Genomic DNA, 17,734 nt, shown 5'->3' with positions numbered 1-17,734 from the left:
TAGCACGAATTTTAGTAACTTAGAGAACATTACTAAATCAATGAAATCGTTATCCCTCCTATTTTGTCTGGCATTCATCATATTATCATCATGCCAAAAGGAAACACCTAATACCAACCAGGCGAAGCAACTCACTTTTGAAAAAATCAATTATTACAGGTATTCTATTGACTCTAACTCTAAGCCATATAAATATCGCCTTGAATATTATTTTGATAATGGTAAACCACACCGTTGGCTCGAATTAGATTCCACTGGTACTATGATGACCGATTACATCTACGCTTACAACGAAAATTGGCAACACATTGGTGCTCGTTATCGTGAGGATGGCACGGAGGAATTTTCTATTGAACAGGTCACCTATAAAAATGACAGCACAATGGTAACCGAATGGCTAGACTCTCTTGGTACTGTTTACTATACAATGATTGACAACCTGAATAAATTAGGAAAAACCTACAGAGCGGAATTTATCGGTGATACTACACATGGTTATGATTCAACGTTTTATACAACAGAAGGCTTTCCGAAGCGCATCTTTTTCACCAATACCAAAGGGAAGGTTTATAATGATAGACGTTTTGAGTATGATTCGGTTAATGCTTATGGGGATTGGGTGATTCGGAAAAAAATTATGGGAGATACCATTCAGGAAATCCAAAAGCGTGAGACCTATTACGATAAACAATTTACCAGTGAACATGGGAAATATTTGGAAGGCATTATTAGTTCAGGAAAATGGTCTGAAAACGTCATCAGCTTTACTGAAGATGAATCGGTAATTTTCCTCACCAGAACAAGCGATTGGGAAAATCAATTCGCATTTACAGCTGAAAAGAAAAATGGCATTTATACTGTTACCAACTCCTTTGAAGCATTAGACACTATTTATAATGGTGCCATTTCACCTTCAGGAAACAAAATAATATATAGTAAGCGCCATGGAGATAGTACTTCAATTCATCTCATGTCGAGAGTCAAGTCAAACTGGTATAAACATGTAAAGTTTAATAACATATCAAAAATACAAGGTGGTTATTTTTTCTGGTTGAACAATTCCGAAGTCTGCTTTCAAAATAAAATAAACAACGGTGATTTGGTTTTTGCCGAGATCAAAAATGACCAATTGATTATAACCGATTCCCTAGATACGCTAAACACGAATGAAGGCACTGAATTCAGCCCATATATAGCACCAGACAGAGCGTATATCATTTTCACTAGATATACTGAAGGTGATATTCAAAATCAAGGGTTTTTCATTAGTCATAACAGTGGTAATGCTATAAGTCCTAAATGGGAAAAACCAATAAAACTAAATATGTTACCCTATGGCTGGAGTGCTAACATCATTAATAATGGATCTCAATTTATTTATACAAATGGAGACGATATTTACAGTGTCCCCATTGAAAAATTAAAACTAAAGTAATTTTACTCTGATTTAATATATTCTATGAAAAACTATTTAATAACTCTACTGATCTTTTTTGTTTCAATGTCATTGTACTCTCAAGACTCAGCAGAATTACCCTCGAAAATCATTGGCCATTGGGAAGGTGGTTTTATAAAAGACAATAGTTTACAAAAACTGGAAATCAAGTTTTATAATGACAATGATGGTTTTAAGTCCTTACAAATTCTTGAGGAATGGCATCCGCAATTTGGCGAGTTTGTTATACCAGTTGAAATAGACTCGCTCAAACGCATATCATTCAATACCGGACTGGGCAAAGCCATAATGCAACTTGACGAAAATGCACTAGAAATGGTTGGCCAAATCGAAGGTAAATCGCCCACCATCTACGTACATCTGAAAAAGATTCCTACGCCACCACAAATCAATTATACGGTTGAGGAAGTAACTATTCAAAATGGAGATGTTTCCTTATTTGGACATCTGCATCAGCCAAAATTAAAAACGAACAACAACGCAATCATAGTCATCGGTGGTCGGAGTTGTTACGCAGGAAGTACCAAATATGACCTATACGCAAAGCTTTTAAGACAATACGGACTCACCGTCTTGGTCTTCAATAAAAGAGGTACTGGTAAATCTACAGGCGATTGTAGTATTGCCACTGTAGGTGATTTAGCAGATGACGTAGTAGCTTGTAAGAACTTTTTGGCTAATCACCCCAATAACTTTAATAAAATAGGAATTTTAGGTAGCAGTGCTGGTGGCTGGGTAATGACAAAAGCAGAGGAATCTACAGATTTTGATTTTATGATAGGAATTGTTGGACCAGCAACCTCGGTTCTAGATCAACAACTACAATCAATGGAGTATGGTTTTGATTTTTACAAGTTGAAAGATTCTGCCAAAAAGGACCTTGTTGAATATACCAATTTGATGTTCGATGCGAAGGCCAATTCTAAAAGTTTTGAACGATTTTCAACCTTACTTGAAGCCAGTAAACGCGATGGTTGGTTCGAACTATTAGATGATACTGATATTCCAGAGAATGCTGAAGACATTAATAATCTTTGGGTAAGACGGCACAATTACGACCCAAAAGGTACACTTCAAGCTTTTAACCAACCGTTTCTAGCCATCTATGGTGAAATCGATTGGATTGTTCCTTATAAAGAAAACGTAGAACGCTTAAAAGAATACTTCACTGGTGAACGAAAGGATCTACTAAACATAACTATCGCATACGATGCTGAACACGGAACAGAAACCAAGGATAAGTATGTGAGCTTGGACGACAATCATTCCTATTGGCGTTTTTTTAGAATTTCGCCAATCGTTCAAGTTTCAATAATTGAGTTTTTATCTAAATATGATTTCATTGAAATTCAAGATTAAAAATTCATTAAAAATCCTTCGAATTGCATAAAGTCTAAGATTTGGATAAACCAATCTTAGATTTGGCAAATTTTTAATGCCTGTTTAGTTTCAACTTTGTACTGTAATCAAAAAAACATACAATTATGAATACTAAAACAGCAATTATCACAGGAGGAAGTCGTGGGTTAGGAAGAGACATGGCTCTAAGCCTTGCCAAGAAGGGTATAGATATCATCTTTTCATACCATAGCAATACAAATAAAGCCCAGGAAGTGATCGACGAAATTAAAAGCATCGGGCAAGATGCAAAGGCATTTCCTTTTGATGCTAACGACCATACCTCGGGTACGGCATTTATTAAAAGTGCTACCTCTTATTTAAATGAGAAAAATGGTAACTCCAATTTTGATTTTCTGATTAATAATGCAGGAACAGGCACCTTCAATATGGTAGCCAATACTTCTGAAGATCAATTCAATGAAATGATGAATGTACATTTAAAAAGTGTGTACTTTATGACGCAAGATGCTATTCCACACCTTAATGACGGTGGTCGAATTATAAACATTTCAAGCGGTTTAGCACGATTCAGTCTACCTGGAATGTCTGCCTATGCCATTATGAAAGGTGCCATTGAAGTATTTACACGATATCTGGCAAAAGAATTGGGTGGGCGTAAAATAACTGCAAACACTGTTGCACCTGGAGCAATTGCTACAGATTTTGCTGGCGGTAGTAATAAAGACGAAGAAAAAGCCAAAATGATCGCAAGCATCACCACCTTAGGACGTGTGGGTGAGGCTGAGGACATAGGTGGTGTTGTCGCTTTTTTATGTTCTGAAGATGCAGGATGGGTAAACGGTCAGCGCATAGAAGTGTCGGGAGGCATGTTAGTTTAAAACTTCAAGCATTGGGAGTTATTCGTCCCGATGCTTTTTCTTATTTTTAATACAATGAAAGACATTACGCGTTTAAAGAAAGTAGGCGATTATCATAAACTGGCACAATTACCACCACCTGAACATCCATTGATTAGCCTTATCGACTATTCAAAGGTGCGCTATCCAGATCATATTAATGAAATGAGCTGGACACAGGACTATTTTGCTATTGGATTGAAACGGAATATTCCATATAAATTCTTCTACGGCCAACAAGAATACGACTTCGATGAGGGTCTCATGACCTTCATTGCGCCCAATCAGGTGCTCAGTGTTAGTGATAATCCAAATGTGGGTCATACACCTTCGGGCTGGTTGTTATTAATTCATCCTGATTTTATGTGGAATACCTCTTTGGCCGAAAAGATAGCACAATATCAGTTTTTTGGGTATACCATAAATGAAGCGCTATTCCTTTCTGAAAAGGAAGAAAATATGATCGCTGATCTCCTTCGGAATATACAGCGCGAATACCAATCTAATATTGACAAGTTCAGTCAGAATATCATCATTTCTCAGATTGAATTGCTCCTCAACTATGCTGAAAGATTTTACGAACGACAATTCATAACTCGAAAGATCGTTAATCATAAGATCTTAGACCAATTGGAAACTTTATTGAAATCCTATTTCAATGATGACGATTTAATTAATAATGGATTACCTACTGTTCAATCCGTGGCTGATCAGTTGAATTTTTCACCAAACTACCTCAGTAGCATGCTCAAATCTCTTACAGGTATGAGCACACAGCAACACATTCATCAAAAACTAATTGATAAGGCAAAAGTTCAACTTTCAACAACAACGCTATCGGTAAGTGAAATAGCCTATCATCTTGGTTTTGAGCAACCTGCTTCGTTCACAAAACTATTCAAAAGCAAAACCGAAATGTCGCCCTTAGAATTTAGAAAAGCATTTAACTCGTAGTTTACAGATAAAATTTATCTTTATGGTATAATAATCGACCTATGAACCCATCGGCCAGCGGCTGGATAAAAAAACTACTCATAGAAGTTTCAGAGACGTCCTGTACTGAACTCGAAACTTCACAATTCTACCATAGATTAAAACAAACTGGATTCATTTATGGAAGCAATGTTAGTGTTGTATTAGATATTGCGAAACCCTTCGATTTTACAGACGAAGAGCGCTGTAAGATTAATTTATTGGTCACCTATTATTTTATTCACGAAAAAGAGGCTTGCACAGAAAATTTAACGGATAGCTTAATTCGATATTACAAGGCGATCAGTAACAAAAAGCGATCGATTTTTGATGAATTATTTGGAGATAAATCCTCTGATAGTTTATTAGAGAAAATGATTCATAAACGCATTTACATTGAGGATAATATTATCTCTAAAAGCTTCAATTACTTTTTAATAAATGCTTTTTTATTTGTTGATGTTTTAGGATATCAACGTTTTTTGAAAGACGAAAGTAACATTAGAGATTATGTAAACAATCTTGAATCAGCATTAGAAACTATTGTATTTACTGCCATTGAAGCAAAATCTAAAAAAACCAAATACGATAATAATCTTATTAAACTTTTTGAAGAATCTGTACGCCACAAAAATTCGGTGTTGCCGTCGTATTCGGATGCGGTTAAATTCATTTCAGAACCACTTGAAAAACTCTACCTCATCGATTTGGTGTGCATGGCCTCGTGGAGTGATAAGGTAATTGATAAGGAGGAACGCGATTATCTAAATCGACTGAAAACCGATTTGGAACTTCAAAATGAAGACATCACTAAATCAGTAGATGATATCAATACGTTTTATAACAAACATAAAGATGATGTAGCTTTTTTACAATCTAAAAATTTGGCACAGAGTTTTTACGACAATAGTAGTAAGGTAGTTTCAAAATTAATTAAACGCAACAGTAAGCGATTGATAAAAGAACTTTCTGAAAGTAAGGAAGCCATGTCACTTTTAGCACAATCTACACAGCGAAATTTAACGGATGAGGAACAGAAAAAAATACAATCGCAATTGTTAGATATCTTTAAATCTATACCAAGCTTAGCGATATTTATGCTGCCTGGTGGGATGATATTACTGCCACTCTTCGTGAAATTTATACCAAAATTATTGCCTTCAGCATTTGATGACAATCGCATTGAGAATGAAGATGTGTAACAAATTATAAAATTTGTTGACTCATAGGCATAACCGCAATAATATGATCGTCAATTATTATACGTTGCTTAACATCGACCAATCAGCCGATTTAGAAACTATTAAGAAAGCCTTCCGAAGAGAAATTGCTATTTACCATCCTGACAATAATAAATCACCCGAAGCCAGGGAAAAATTTGAGCAACTTGTAGAAGCATTTGATATATTATCAAACGAAGATAAACGCAGGGAATACGATCAAATGTTGGCGTTTGAAGCTAACAATAAGCCAGTAGTTTTAGAACAAAAACAGCAATATGAAGATTGGCAAAAAGAAGCCAAGAAAAAGTCGAAAAAGTATAATAGTATTGAACTCGAAGATTTACTTCTGCTTGATATTTTTGTTTTGAATGGCGATTTTCTAGATGGACTACTTTCCGGAACAGACGGAATTTTTGATAGTTTGGAAGATATTTTTGATCTATTCTAACCAATTCTTGAAGTCCTTCACACGTTCTCTAGCAACAATAACCTCTTGTTCATTATAGTGATTTAATTTGATCTGCAGCCTAGAGTTTGTATAGCTAATAATATCCTTTATGGCATTTATATTTACGTAAAACTTTCGGCTTATTCTATAGAATACATGAGGTTCTAACTCATCTTCAAGCTGATCTAAGGTCATATCTAGCAAATAATTTCGACCTTCAGTAGTGTGGGCATAAGTCCCTTTGTTTTCACTATAAATACATTCAATATCTTCGATATTAATGAGTTTTAAGTGTTGCCCAACCTTTACGGAAAATCGCTTTTTATATTCACGTTCTATCGGATTGACCAATAACTTTTTAATATCGTTAAAATCTAAAGTTACCGCTTGCCTTTTTGGTGCTCTGTCGTTAAACTTCTCTACCGCAATCTTAAGATCATCTTCATCAATAGGTTTTAATAAATAATCGATGCTATTAAGTTTGAAAGCCTGCAAAGCATATTCGTCATAGGCCGTTGTGAAAATTACTGCCGAATTTATTTCTACGGCTTCAAAAATTTCGAAAGACAGACCGTCGCTTAATTGAATATCTAAAAAGATTAGATCTGGATGCTCATTATTCTGAAACCATTCGATAGACTCTTCAACTGAATGTAATAAGGTTTCTGCCTCAACATTAAGTGATTGTAGCATTCGTTGTAAACGCCTTGCAGATGGTTTTTCGTCTTCGATGATGATTGTTCTCATTATTTTAAATTCAGTTTTTTTGCTTCTCGATTAATAATTCTACTTCCTACGGCGACTGTTGCTAATGTTGCAATTAGCACCATCCACCAAAATTGTTGGCGATTAGATACAAAGCGCGTTCCTACTTCCGACCAAAATGCACAATATAAGCCAACCACAGACCAACTCATAAAATAAAAATGATAGCCAAACCAATTCTTCGACTTTTTTATGGTTGGAATCATACCACCAAAAATAGTAATGAGACTAACTAAGGCAAAAAAATGGAATATGCTAAATCCATCAAAATTCATGATAAAAAATGAGGAGATATTCATTAGTAACATGGACGCTACGTATACATATCCGGTTCGTTTATGAAAAACAGTGCCTTTTTTATTCAAAATTACTATGGCACCTGTGAGCATGGCTAACACGGCTACAATAAAATGAAACCATCCGATATTACTATGTATTATATCATTTAAATAGCTCATTCCCAAAGATTGTCTTCAGCTTTGTTTTGCGTTTTTAGATATTCTTCTGTCTTTTTATCTTCCCAGCTTCGTTTAAAAAAGGATCGCCTACGACGATAAACATCTACGCCATGAATGATAATGACTACCGTCCAGGCCCAAAGAATACTTAAGTTTAAAGCTGTAATAGTATTTTTATATGGACCGTCTTCGAGCACATAAAAATTAAGCAGAATGAGTAGCACCACAATTATATAACCTACCAAATGAAGGTAGAATAAACGCGTGCGTCTTAAAATTTGCTGTGCTTTAAGGTATTTTTCTTGTTCTGTATAATTAGATTTCATCGTCTTATTGTTTTACGAGTTGGCCATTTTTCCAGATAATCTTAGAATTATTCAAGGCCGAAATATCCTCGGTAACATCACCATCTATCAATACCAAATCAGCAGTGTATCCAGGCTTAATGTAGCCTGTATTAGATAAGCTGAAGGCGGTTGCAATATTACTTGTACCAGCTTTTAAAACTTCTGTATTGCTCAAGCCAGATTCTTTGAGGAGTTCTAATTCCTTATATAAGTCTGTACCATAGTTTATACCAACATTTGGTGGATCAGTTCCAGCCAAAATAAGTATACCCGCATCGTGAAGCTTTTTAATTTCAGACAATAGTTGGGTTTTACTCATGAAATTAGACGCACCTTCACCCATATTTTCAAAGGCTTTTAAAGTTGTGAGTAAAGTGGGAATTACAAAAAAGTCTTTGTCCTCAGCTAGCTTTTGCAACTGTTGATTGTCTAGCTCTTTGTCGTACCAAATATGTACCAATCCATCAGCATCCTTATTGATAACGTTTACAGCATCCTCCAAGCGGCTAATATGCACCACCGCAATCTTTTCAGCCTTGTGCGCCTCGTTAATAAGTTCTGCGACGGTTTCAATGCTTAGGGTCTTTTTCCATGGCTCAACTATAATCTTTATGTGATCTACATTAGCCTTAACCCTATCTGCGATAAATTGTTTAGCATCTTCTGGCCCATTTAATGTCGGTACTGGAAATCCGAACTGCGTACCGTGTCCTTCAGGAGCTGTGGCTGCGTAACCAGCAACATAATAACGAGCATAGTTTGTAGAATCCTTTAATTGCCGCATCATACCCTGATACTTCTCTAAACTGTGCATATCCATCACATTTAGGACACCAGCTTGCGCAGCTTGAATTAAGGATTGTGGAGCCCAGGCATGCACATGGGCATTAGAAAGTGCCGGAATAAGAGATTTACCCTTACCATCAATTACTTCGAACTGCTCTGAAGAATTAATAGATTTCGAAACTTCGGTGATAATACCATTTTCAACCTTTACAGAGGTTTCGGTAATAACAGCTTCGCCATCAAATAGCTTCACATTTTCAATAATGAAGTTTTGTTGTGCAATTCCTATAAAACTAGATACAAGAAAAGACAAAACTAAAACTAAGGTTCTCATAACGTTAATTGGTTAATAGTAATCGTTAAAAATTGCTTTAGCTTATTCCCAGTTGCGTTCTTCTTTGTCCATAAACTCTTTGATTTTGCGCTTTTCCCAATCCTTTCCGAAGAAAAAATCTGGACCAAAAACACCCAAAAAGTGAAAGAACAATCCAATACCCCAAAACGTTGCTGTGGCATATGGCCCAAAGCCACCAAAGCCGGCGTTGACTCCAATTAGAACAATAAGAAATACATTCACTACCACGTACACGGCAAAGTGCCAGTAAAATCCAATTAGTGAATCTACTTTCTTTTTAGCTCTTAAATACGCTTCCTCTTTTCTGAAATCAGAAACATTATCCTTTTCCTCGTAAGGTTCTATACTATACTTTTCCATTGTTTTATCTTTTTGAATCGTTATACAATTCTTTATTCATTAATTCTTCTATTTTACGTTCTTCCCAGGCACCTCCAAACTTGAAGGAAATGAAGTGTAATACCAGGAATACTCCCCAAATACACCATACACTTAGCACGTTAATGCTTATAAGTTCATTGGTGAAACTTTCCCAACTATCGAGATCGTTCCATAACTTCAGGATGGTGATCATTACATTGACCAAAAAATATATGATCAAGTGTGTATAAAATCCGCGTTCGCGTTCGACCTTATTTTTAGCCTTTATATATTTTAAATTTTGATTTTTATTCTTCATGACCCTCAAATTTATTTCCAACGATTTTTCTCATCTTCCTTACGCATGTATTCTTCAATTTTGCGCTCTTCCCATTTGGCTCCAAATGCACCTTCATCTACATAAACTCTATACGCCTGAAAAGCCAAACTTATGCCCCAACCAAAGATTGGAAACCAGAACCATTGAATGGTGTGTGGTGTAAATTTATACCAGATGAATATTAAAAATGGTATGACAAAGGCATAAGAAAGCAAGCTGTAGTAAAAGGCTTTTAGTTCTTCAACACGATTTCGTGCTCTCACGTAATCGTCGTTCATACGTTCTTGTGATTTTTGTGTGGATCTCATGATTGATATTTGTTTTGTGAGCATCGGTATTGCAACTGCAAAATCCGATTCTCGTTGATTGATGTATACTTTTCGATTTGTTAATAATTGATAGCGCTGTTTAATGTTTTCTAATCCAACACCACTACCCTTTTTTACAATTTGTTTTGGTTGAAGATTGTTCATCACCACGAGGTGATTTCCGTCTTCATAGATCTTAATATGCAATGGCTTACTCGACGTTACCATATTGTGCTTCACTGCATTTTCTAATAGCAATTGTAATGACAAAGGCACTACTTTACTTTCGGGATTTATGGCTTTATCAGGAATCTCAAAAATGATACTATCCTCAAATCTCATTTTTAAAAGCGACATATAGGTTCTGGCAAAATTGAGCTCTTCGTCTACTGTCACTAATTCCTTATTTTTTTGCTCTAATACATAGCGATATACCTTAGATAATGCTGTTGTAAACTTCTGAGCGCTTTGTGGATTTTCTTCAATAAGGCTTGTTAGTACATTCAAACTATTAAAAAGAAAGTGCGGATCTAACTGATTCTTAAGGGCATCAAATCTGGCTGAGGCCGCCCCAGCTATAACCTTTTGTTCCTTAACCTTATTTTTTTGATAACGGTTATAGAAATAGGTGATATAGAAAATAGACAGAATACTTAGGGTGATCCAGAGTCCGAAGGAGTAACCACTCCAGCCATCATTTTCCATAAAGGTTTTAAACGATTGACCGTAAAAGAATACCAACACTAAGATTCTTAGAACAAAAATAGTGGCTAATGTAATTACGGTAGCTCCGGCAATGCCAAATACTATTCGTTTAATGATATCATATTCTCTTATTTTAAGTCTTTTAATAAACCCGAAATAAAGTGTATTTACATAACTTAAAGCGAACGTGTAGATCTGAGTGATTGCAAAGTCAATTAAGTATAAATTAGTGTTTTCGTAACGCACCTCATTACCGACAAGGAAAAACCTGATCGCATAGATCACACAACCTACTATAAAAACAACTACTAAACTTTTAAACGACTTTATCATTAGTTCTAATAATTATTATTTACAATCAGCAGAAACTTGCTCTGCGCGTTCTTTTCCCCAATTTGGGTGAAATTCGCTCTCTGCTTTAAAGGTATCAAAAAGTTCAATTGAAGCTTCGATATCCTTACAATACGGCGCAGTGTCCTTGCCAAAATATCTGGCGCTCCCCATATCCCAATCGGCTTTGCAAAATGCAGCTCTCGGATTAGTTGGATCTAATTCTACAGCTTCAGCATATAATTCTGATATTTTTGAAGCATACTTCATTCCATAGGTCATTCCGTCATAAGCTACCCAGTTGGTATATACCTGAGCTTGCATTACAAGAAGTTCTGCATTGTCTTCACTTTTGGTCATGGCGATATCTAAGTGCTCTTGGGCTTTTTCAAGCTGGGCTTTTAAAACAGCCTCATCCTTTTCATTCCAACTTTTTAAACTATTTATTTGAGCGATATAATAGTTTGGCAACCATTCGTCTTCTTCAGCATTTGCAATACGCTCAAACATATTTTCTGCTTCTTCTACTTTATCGTCTCCCCAAAGTTCAAAGGCTTTGGTCATTCCTTTTTCAAAATTGGTCTGTGCCTGCACAGTTGCAGAAAAGACCATTAAGATGATGATTAGTAAATTTTTCATTTTTTGATGATTTTTAAAGTGTTATCGTAATTGTTTTATCTGATTTTAGCTCGAATTTGGCATCCTTCCATTTTGGTGGCCCCATAAATCCTTTTGCATCGTTTGAACACCCGTAATCTTCCTTCGGAATGCCAATGAAATTGCTATCTAACTTATCGTTATCATTTTCATCATGAAAGATGGAAACTGCGTAGATTCCCTCCGGAATGTTTTCAAAAGTCACTACACAACTATTATTTGTGATGTCGCTTTGAGTCCCCATATATGTTTTATCTAAAAAATCCGATTCGCTATTATAAACTGCAATCATCATCTTACCATCGTTACTGTCAGCGTCCTTCACCTGTACAGTTAAACTATAACCCGATTGCGCTCCAGAACTAATTGTGAAAAGATTAATAATAACTATAACTGCAATTTTTACAAGTGTACTCATGATGATTATTTTTTTGTTACTACAAATATCTAACACAACTTAAGACTTTTAAAACAGGAATTACCGAATTGTATATTTTTTATGACGAATTGTACTTTTTTAAAAAGTCCTTTGAAAAAATAGTAACTTAGAGAGCCTTTTAACTACATATAGTTCAACTCAACCCATTAAAATCCAATCCATATGAAGTTACGATTTCTCAGTATTGCCCTAATTTTATTTGTATCAATTTCAATCGCTCAAACCGATAAGCGACTTAAAGGTATCGAAAAGCAGTTCAATTCTGTATTAGAAACTACAAAGGCTGCCGGATTTGCCGTTGCCATTGTAGAAGGCGACAAAGTGATCTATTCAAAAGGATTTGGTTATGCCGATTATGAAAATAAAGTTCCAGCCGATGCCAATACCCTATTTGCAATTGGGTCATCCACAAAAGCATTTACCTCAGCTTTATTAGGGAAGTTACGCGAAGACGGAAAACTTTCTCTTGATGACAGTCCGCTCGACTATGTCCCTGGACTAAAATTTTACAATGACAATATGAATAATAATGTCATAATTAAAGATCTAATGAGACATAGCACAGGCTTGCCACGACATGATGGTGCGTGGTACTTTTTCCCATCGCATAACAAAGACACTTTGGTGGCTCGCATGCAATATCAAGAACCATTTACTGGTGTGCGTCAGCAGTGGTACTATAACAATTTTGGCTTTTTACTTCAAGGTGTTATTACTGAAAAACTGACCGATAAATCTTGGGAAGAAAATATCGAGGAGCATTTTTTCAAACCACTGGGTATGGATCGCTCAAACACCATGATAGACGGTATGAAAAACGGTACAAATGTAGCCTTTGGATATAATTTAGATGAAGAGCGAAACATTAAAAAAATGGAATACTATGATATCGCCGGAATGTCACCTGCTGGAAGTATAAATAGTAGTGTGAATGATATGAGTAAATGGTTGAAGCTTTGGATCAACAAAGGAAAATTAGGCGAAGAACAAATAATTCCTGAAGCCTACGTGAAGGAAGCTATGAGCTCTCAAATGGTTGTGGCCGCCGGATTCCCTTCAGACGAATTACCAGGGATTCAATATGCGAATTATGGTTATGGTTGGTTTTTACATTCTTACAAAGGGCATTATATGGTAGAGCATGGTGGCAATATTGACGGTTTCTCTGCTAGTGTTGCTATATATCCTTCTGATAGCTTAGGTATCGTTGTTTTAGCCAATCAAAACGGTTCTGCAGTTCCACGTCTAATAAGAAATATCGCGGCCGACCGAATGTTAAAAACGGAGATCACTAAATGGGCTGAGAATCATAAAAAAGATTTAGAAGAAGCATTAAAGGCGCAGGAAGAAGCCAAAGAAGATAACGAAGGTTCTAATGTAAAAGGCACCAAGCCTTCACATATTCTACTTGATTATACCGGATCTTATGAGAACAAAGGCTACGGAAAGTTTGATATTATTGTCGAAAATGATTCGCTCTACGCAGAACTTGATGGCAACCGTCAGTTCCTAAATCATTACCACTATGATACTTTTGAGCTCATTGATGTTACCGACGGTAAAGTTGACACCTCTCAGTTTGGTAATGCTTTGCGTGTTACATTTACTACGAGCACCGCAGGTGATATAGATTATATGAAGGCTGATATAGAACCATTAACCGATGCTATTGCCTTCAAACGCACACCAAACTCTATTGATGTAGATGCTAAAACTTTAGAACAATATGTTGGGAAATATGACCTTTATGGCACTGAAGTTAAAGTCTATTTAAAAGACGAAAACGTATTGTATGTTTTTGTCCCTGGCCAACCTGAATATGAGATGGTTCCTACTGCAGAGCATAAATTTAATATTAAAGTCTTAGAAGGTTTTAAAGTAGAATTCATAGAAACTGAAGGCAAAATAGATCAGGTGAAATTTATACAGCCGAATGGAACATTTGTAGCAACGCGGATGAAAGAGTAATCCTATATTTGTTTGAAAATCCTATAAAAAAAACCATCCTGACGGATGGTTTTTCAATATGTGTTGACATAATATATCTTAAAACATCTCTCTTCCTGAGAAGTGGAAAGCACCTTCAATGGCTGCGTTTTCATCGCTATCGCTACCGTGAACAGCATTTTCACCTATTGACGCCGCATATAATTTACGGATAGTTCCCTCAGCTGCTTCTGCAGGGTTTGTAGCACCAATTAAGGTTCTAAAATCTTCAACAGCATTATCTTTTTCTAAGATCGCTGCAACGATCGGACCGCGTGTCATATATTCAACAAGCTCTGGAAAAAATGGACGTTCCTTATGGATCGCATAAAATTCCTGTGCATCTGCCTTAGTCATTTGGGTCAACTTCATTGCTACGATTCTAAAGCCTGAAGCTGTAATTTTTTCTATAATTGCGCCAACGTGTCCTTTTTCAACAGCATCTGGCTTTAACATTGTAAATGTTCTGTTAGTTACCATGTGAATTTTTTTAATTGACCGCAAAAGTAACGTATTTCTTTAATTTATCAAGCTTAGGATTTATTAAATTAATGTTACAATGCTCACCTAAGTTCGAGTGAATTTTTAATGCGGTCATTAAAAATTAGTATCGAGAATCTTCATCGAAATGTAATTACTTCTCGATACAATTCCTTTAATGAAGGAATCACTCGAACTTACGGTTTGATTGAGATATCTTTAAAATGTATTCTTAATTTCGTATTAAAACCCTATTCAAAAATCCTAAAAATTGTATCTTCGTCCACTATGATTAAGGCACAGATTAATGAAATAAAGTCGCTATTAAGCACTCCGAAGTCTATAGTGATCGTACCACATAAAAATCCAGATGGTGATGCTATGGGATCGACCTTAGCATTATATCATTATTTAAGGATTTATGGACATGATGCAACCGTCATTGCGCCGAACGATTATCCTGATTTTTTAAAGTGGTTACCAGGAAATGACTCTGTAATGATTTTTGAATCTGATCTAGATGCTAGTGAAGCACTTATGTCCAAAGCAGAAATAATTTTCACACTAGACTTTAACGCTTTACACCGTACGGGTGAAATGACTGAGTCACTTGAAAATTCTGATGCATTGAAGATTATGATCGACCATCATCAGCAACCCGACGACTATGCAATATACACCTATTCAGATGTGAGCATGTCTTCAACCTGTGAAATGGTATACAATTTTATAGAATATCTGAACGATCTCGATAAGATTGATAGCACGATTGCAACCTGTTTGTATACTGGCATCATGACAGACACCGGATCTTTTCGCTTTCCATCAACTACCACCAGAACACATCAGGTAGTTGGAGACCTCATTTCAAAAGGAGCCGAAAATGCAGCCATTCATAATAATGTTTTTGACACTAATAGTTATAGCCGATTGCAGCTCCTCGGACGAGCAATGCAAAATCTCAAGGTGATACCTGAGTTCCGTACCGCATATATTACCTTATCACAGGCAGAACTGGATCAATTCAACTTTAAAAAAGGTGATACTGAAGGCTTTGTAAACTACGGTTTATCACTTAAGGATGTAATTTTTGCAGCCATTTTTATTGAGAGTGAACAAGAAGGCATCATTAAGGTTTCTTTACGAAGCAAAGGTACATTTTCAGTGAATAAATTTTCGAGGGCACACTTCAACGGAGGTGGTCATGATAATGCTGCTGGTGGTCGCAGTGAAGACAGTCTCGAGGCTACAATTGATAAATTTATTAGTATATTACCAAAATATAAAGATGAATTGTCCCAAAAATGAAACACCTACAATACCTCATACTCATTGCTCTAACCATTTCGAGTTGCAAGTCGCCTGAAGCGCGAATGCCCGAAACAGTTCAGTCTGGTTCATTTCTTAAAGAATCTGCTGAGCGCAACAAAAAACTGAACGAACAAGAGCAACGACTCATTCAAGACATAATTAAAAATGATCCAGAGACTGATTACATAGCCTCAGAAAGTGGTTTTTGGTATTACTACAATACACGTGTTGAAAATGACACGATACAACCTGAATTTGGCGACATCATCGACTTCAAGTATACCATTTCAGACATCCAAGGCAATGAAATATATGCTGAAACACAAAAGACCTACGTCATGGATAAACAAGAATTATTCACTGGTCTACGAGAAGGATTAAAATTAATGAAACCCGAAGAAAGTGTCACCTTTATCTTTCCATCTCAAAAAGCTTATGGATATTACGGTGATGACAAAAAAATTGGAACAAATATTCCACTAATTTGCGAAGTAACTTTAAATACAATAACTCAAGAAAATGATTAAAAGAGCCCTTACAACAATAGTTGTATTAGTCGTTTTGGTAAATATTTCATGCCAAGAACGCTATCCAGATCTAGAAGATGGACTTTATGCCGAAATTATTACCTCCAAAGGAACAATGGTAGCAAAATTGCACTATGATAAAGTACCTGTAACCGTTGCTAATTTTGTGGCGCTTGCAGAAGGTACGCACCCGATGGCCGAGGAACAATATCAAGGAAAACCATTTTATGATGGACTTATATTCCACAGGGTTATGGATAATTTTATGATCCAAGGTGGTGATCCTTTAGGTACAGGTGCAGGGACACCAGGTTATCGCTATGCAGCCGATTTTAGTCCTGAATTAAAACACGATAAACCAGGTATTCTCTCTATGGCAAATTCAGGGGGTATAAATACTAACGGAAGCCAATTCTTCATCACTGAAAAGCCTTATCCAAGAGGAAATTTTTATGATGACCAAGGACGATTAAAACCATGCGATCAGCGCGGTGTAAGTTGTCATTCTGTATTCGGAGAATTGGTGGAAGGACTTGAAGTACAAGACTCGATCTCTAATGTAAAAGTAGCAGGAAGAAATCGCCCGGTTGAAGATGTAACGATTGAAAAAGTCAATATCATCAGAAAAGGAAAAGATGCGAAGTTCTTTGATGCTCCTAAAGTTTTTGAAGAGGAAATGCCAAAGGTTGAAAGTACTTTTATGGCTTTAAAGCAAGAAGCTAAAAAGAAGTCAGAAGCTTTAGCGCTTCAAGCAAAAGAAGAATGGCTTAAAAAGAATGAATCAATGGACGGTCGTCGTATTGATTCGCCAACTGGTATGGCCATGATATTCACTCATGAAGGTGATGGTGTAAAACCAAATGCCTCACAGAAAGTAAAAATTGATTGTGCTGGATATTTTGAAGATGGCACCTTATTCTGGACGACCTGGAAAGACGTTGCAGAACAAAATAACAAATATGATGAGCGCCAAGATAAAGCTGGTTATTATGCACCTTTTGAAATGCCTTATAATGAAACTGCCAGTCTGGTAGCCGGATTTAGAGAAGCCATGTTAAATATGAAAGTGGGCGATAAAGCGAGAGTCTTTATCCCATACTATTTAGGTTATGGTGATGCTGGTAGAGCCCCTTTAATTCCTGGTAAAACAAACCTTATTTTTGATATTGAAATAGCAAGTATATCTGAATAAGCTTAGTAAAACAAAAAAGCACCTGCACTTA

Annotated in this window: 20 protein-coding genes; 10 read left to right on the top strand and 10 right to left on the bottom strand. The window is 36.1% G+C overall.

Annotated elements, in window-relative coordinates; translation table 11 throughout:
* Positions 1 to 40 precede the first annotated feature (40 nt).
* From DDY94_RS08065 to DDY94_RS08040, 6 genes are all read left to right on the top strand, one after another.
* Positions 41 to 1,435: a PD40 domain-containing protein gene (locus DDY94_RS08065; protein WP_111683594.1), complete on the top strand. Its 1,395-nt coding sequence runs from the start codon at positions 41 to 43 to the stop codon at positions 1,433 to 1,435.
* 24 nt (positions 1,436 to 1,459) lie between these two features.
* A complete protein-coding gene (locus DDY94_RS08060) occupies positions 1,460 to 2,815 on the top strand; it encodes an alpha/beta hydrolase (RefSeq protein ID WP_111683593.1) in 1,356 nt (451 codons plus the stop codon).
* 125 nt (positions 2,816 to 2,940) lie between these two features.
* Positions 2,941 to 3,696, top strand: coding sequence for an SDR family NAD(P)-dependent oxidoreductase (locus tag DDY94_RS08055; protein ID WP_111683592.1), 756 nt, complete (start codon positions 2,941 to 2,943; stop codon positions 3,694 to 3,696).
* A 54-nt stretch (positions 3,697 to 3,750) separates the two neighbouring features.
* Entirely contained in the window at positions 3,751 to 4,668 is a 918-nt protein-coding gene (locus DDY94_RS08050; RefSeq protein ID WP_111683736.1) for a helix-turn-helix domain-containing protein, read from the top strand.
* A 41-nt stretch (positions 4,669 to 4,709) separates the two neighbouring features.
* On the top strand, positions 4,710 to 5,888 hold the full coding sequence (locus DDY94_RS08045; RefSeq protein ID WP_111683591.1) for an LETM1-related biofilm-associated protein: 1,179 nt from the start codon (positions 4,710 to 4,712) through the stop codon (positions 5,886 to 5,888).
* Between the two features lie 43 nt (positions 5,889 to 5,931).
* Positions 5,932 to 6,357, top strand: a complete 426-nt coding sequence (locus DDY94_RS08040) for a DnaJ domain-containing protein (RefSeq protein ID WP_111683590.1) — start codon at positions 5,932 to 5,934, stop codon at positions 6,355 to 6,357.
* Here DDY94_RS08040 and DDY94_RS08035 read toward each other — a convergent pair.
* From DDY94_RS08035 to DDY94_RS07995, 9 genes are read right to left on the bottom strand one after another with little or no spacing between them, the layout of a single operon-like run.
* Positions 6,349 to 7,104 (bottom strand): LytR/AlgR family response regulator transcription factor, encoded by a 756-nt coding sequence (locus DDY94_RS08035; RefSeq protein WP_111683589.1) that lies wholly within the window; start codon positions 7,102 to 7,104, stop codon positions 6,349 to 6,351. The two genes, DDY94_RS08040 and DDY94_RS08035, sit on opposite strands and share 9 nt — an antisense overlap.
* Positions 7,104 to 7,580, bottom strand: coding sequence for a DUF2306 domain-containing protein (locus tag DDY94_RS08030; RefSeq protein ID WP_111683588.1), 477 nt, complete (start codon positions 7,578 to 7,580; stop codon positions 7,104 to 7,106). Before DDY94_RS08030 ends, DDY94_RS08035 begins: the two co-directional genes overlap by 1 nt.
* Positions 7,577 to 7,906: a 2TM domain-containing protein gene (locus DDY94_RS08025; RefSeq protein ID WP_111683587.1), complete on the bottom strand. Its 330-nt coding sequence runs from the start codon at positions 7,904 to 7,906 to the stop codon at positions 7,577 to 7,579. Before DDY94_RS08025 ends, DDY94_RS08030 begins: the two co-directional genes overlap by 4 nt.
* 4 nt (positions 7,907 to 7,910) lie before the next feature.
* The gene (locus tag DDY94_RS08020) at positions 7,911 to 9,047 is read right to left on the bottom strand and encodes an amidohydrolase family protein (RefSeq protein WP_111683586.1); all 1,137 of its coding nucleotides are present in this window, start codon (positions 9,045 to 9,047) and stop codon (positions 7,911 to 7,913) included.
* A gap of 42 nt (positions 9,048 to 9,089) precedes the next feature.
* The gene (locus DDY94_RS08015) at positions 9,090 to 9,428 is read right to left on the bottom strand and encodes a 2TM domain-containing protein (protein ID WP_111683585.1); all 339 of its coding nucleotides are present in this window, start codon (positions 9,426 to 9,428) and stop codon (positions 9,090 to 9,092) included.
* Between the two features lie 4 nt (positions 9,429 to 9,432).
* The gene (locus DDY94_RS08010) at positions 9,433 to 9,747 is read right to left on the bottom strand and encodes a 2TM domain-containing protein (RefSeq protein WP_111683584.1); all 315 of its coding nucleotides are present in this window, start codon (positions 9,745 to 9,747) and stop codon (positions 9,433 to 9,435) included.
* 11 nt (positions 9,748 to 9,758) lie between these two features.
* Complete coding sequence (locus DDY94_RS08005; protein ID WP_111683583.1) at positions 9,759 to 11,114, bottom strand: histidine kinase; 1,356 nt, start codon at positions 11,112 to 11,114, stop codon at positions 9,759 to 9,761.
* Positions 11,115 to 11,129: 15 nt separating this feature from the next.
* Positions 11,130 to 11,750, bottom strand: a complete 621-nt coding sequence (locus tag DDY94_RS08000) for a hypothetical protein (protein WP_111683582.1) — start codon at positions 11,748 to 11,750, stop codon at positions 11,130 to 11,132.
* 13 nt (positions 11,751 to 11,763) lie between these two features.
* Entirely contained in the window at positions 11,764 to 12,186 is a 423-nt protein-coding gene (locus DDY94_RS07995) for a DUF2141 domain-containing protein (protein WP_111683581.1), read from the bottom strand.
* Positions 12,187 to 12,369: 183 nt separating this feature from the next.
* On the opposite strand from DDY94_RS07995, the gene DDY94_RS07990 reads away from it, so the two are divergent.
* A complete protein-coding gene (locus tag DDY94_RS07990) occupies positions 12,370 to 14,175 on the top strand; it encodes a serine hydrolase (RefSeq protein WP_111683580.1) in 1,806 nt (601 codons plus the stop codon).
* Positions 14,176 to 14,253: 78 nt separating this feature from the next.
* On the opposite strand, the gene DDY94_RS07985 is transcribed toward DDY94_RS07990, so the two are convergent.
* Positions 14,254 to 14,673: a nucleoside-diphosphate kinase gene (locus tag DDY94_RS07985; protein ID WP_111683579.1), complete on the bottom strand. Its 420-nt coding sequence runs from the start codon at positions 14,671 to 14,673 to the stop codon at positions 14,254 to 14,256.
* Positions 14,674 to 14,961: 288 nt separating this feature from the next.
* On the opposite strand from DDY94_RS07985, the gene DDY94_RS07980 reads away from it, so the two are divergent.
* From DDY94_RS07980 to DDY94_RS07970, 3 genes are read left to right on the top strand one after another with little or no spacing between them, the layout of a single operon-like run.
* Positions 14,962 to 15,981, top strand: coding sequence for a DHH family phosphoesterase (locus tag DDY94_RS07980; RefSeq protein ID WP_111683578.1), 1,020 nt, complete (start codon positions 14,962 to 14,964; stop codon positions 15,979 to 15,981).
* Positions 15,978 to 16,511, top strand: coding sequence for a gliding motility-associated peptidyl-prolyl isomerase GldI (gldI, locus tag DDY94_RS07975; RefSeq protein ID WP_111683577.1), 534 nt, complete (start codon positions 15,978 to 15,980; stop codon positions 16,509 to 16,511). Before DDY94_RS07980 ends, gldI begins: the two co-directional genes overlap by 4 nt.
* On the top strand, positions 16,504 to 17,703 hold the full coding sequence (locus tag DDY94_RS07970) for a peptidylprolyl isomerase (protein WP_111683576.1): 1,200 nt from the start codon (positions 16,504 to 16,506) through the stop codon (positions 17,701 to 17,703). Before gldI ends, DDY94_RS07970 begins: the two co-directional genes overlap by 8 nt.
* The last annotated feature ends 31 nt before the right edge of the window (positions 17,704 to 17,734 follow it).

Source organism: Winogradskyella tangerina (genome assembly GCF_003260205.1).
Lineage (GTDB): Bacteria > Bacteroidota > Bacteroidia > Flavobacteriales > Flavobacteriaceae > Winogradskyella > Winogradskyella tangerina.
Note: the sequence above shows the minus strand (reverse complement) of the source record. Positions and strands in the feature narration are given on the sequence as shown.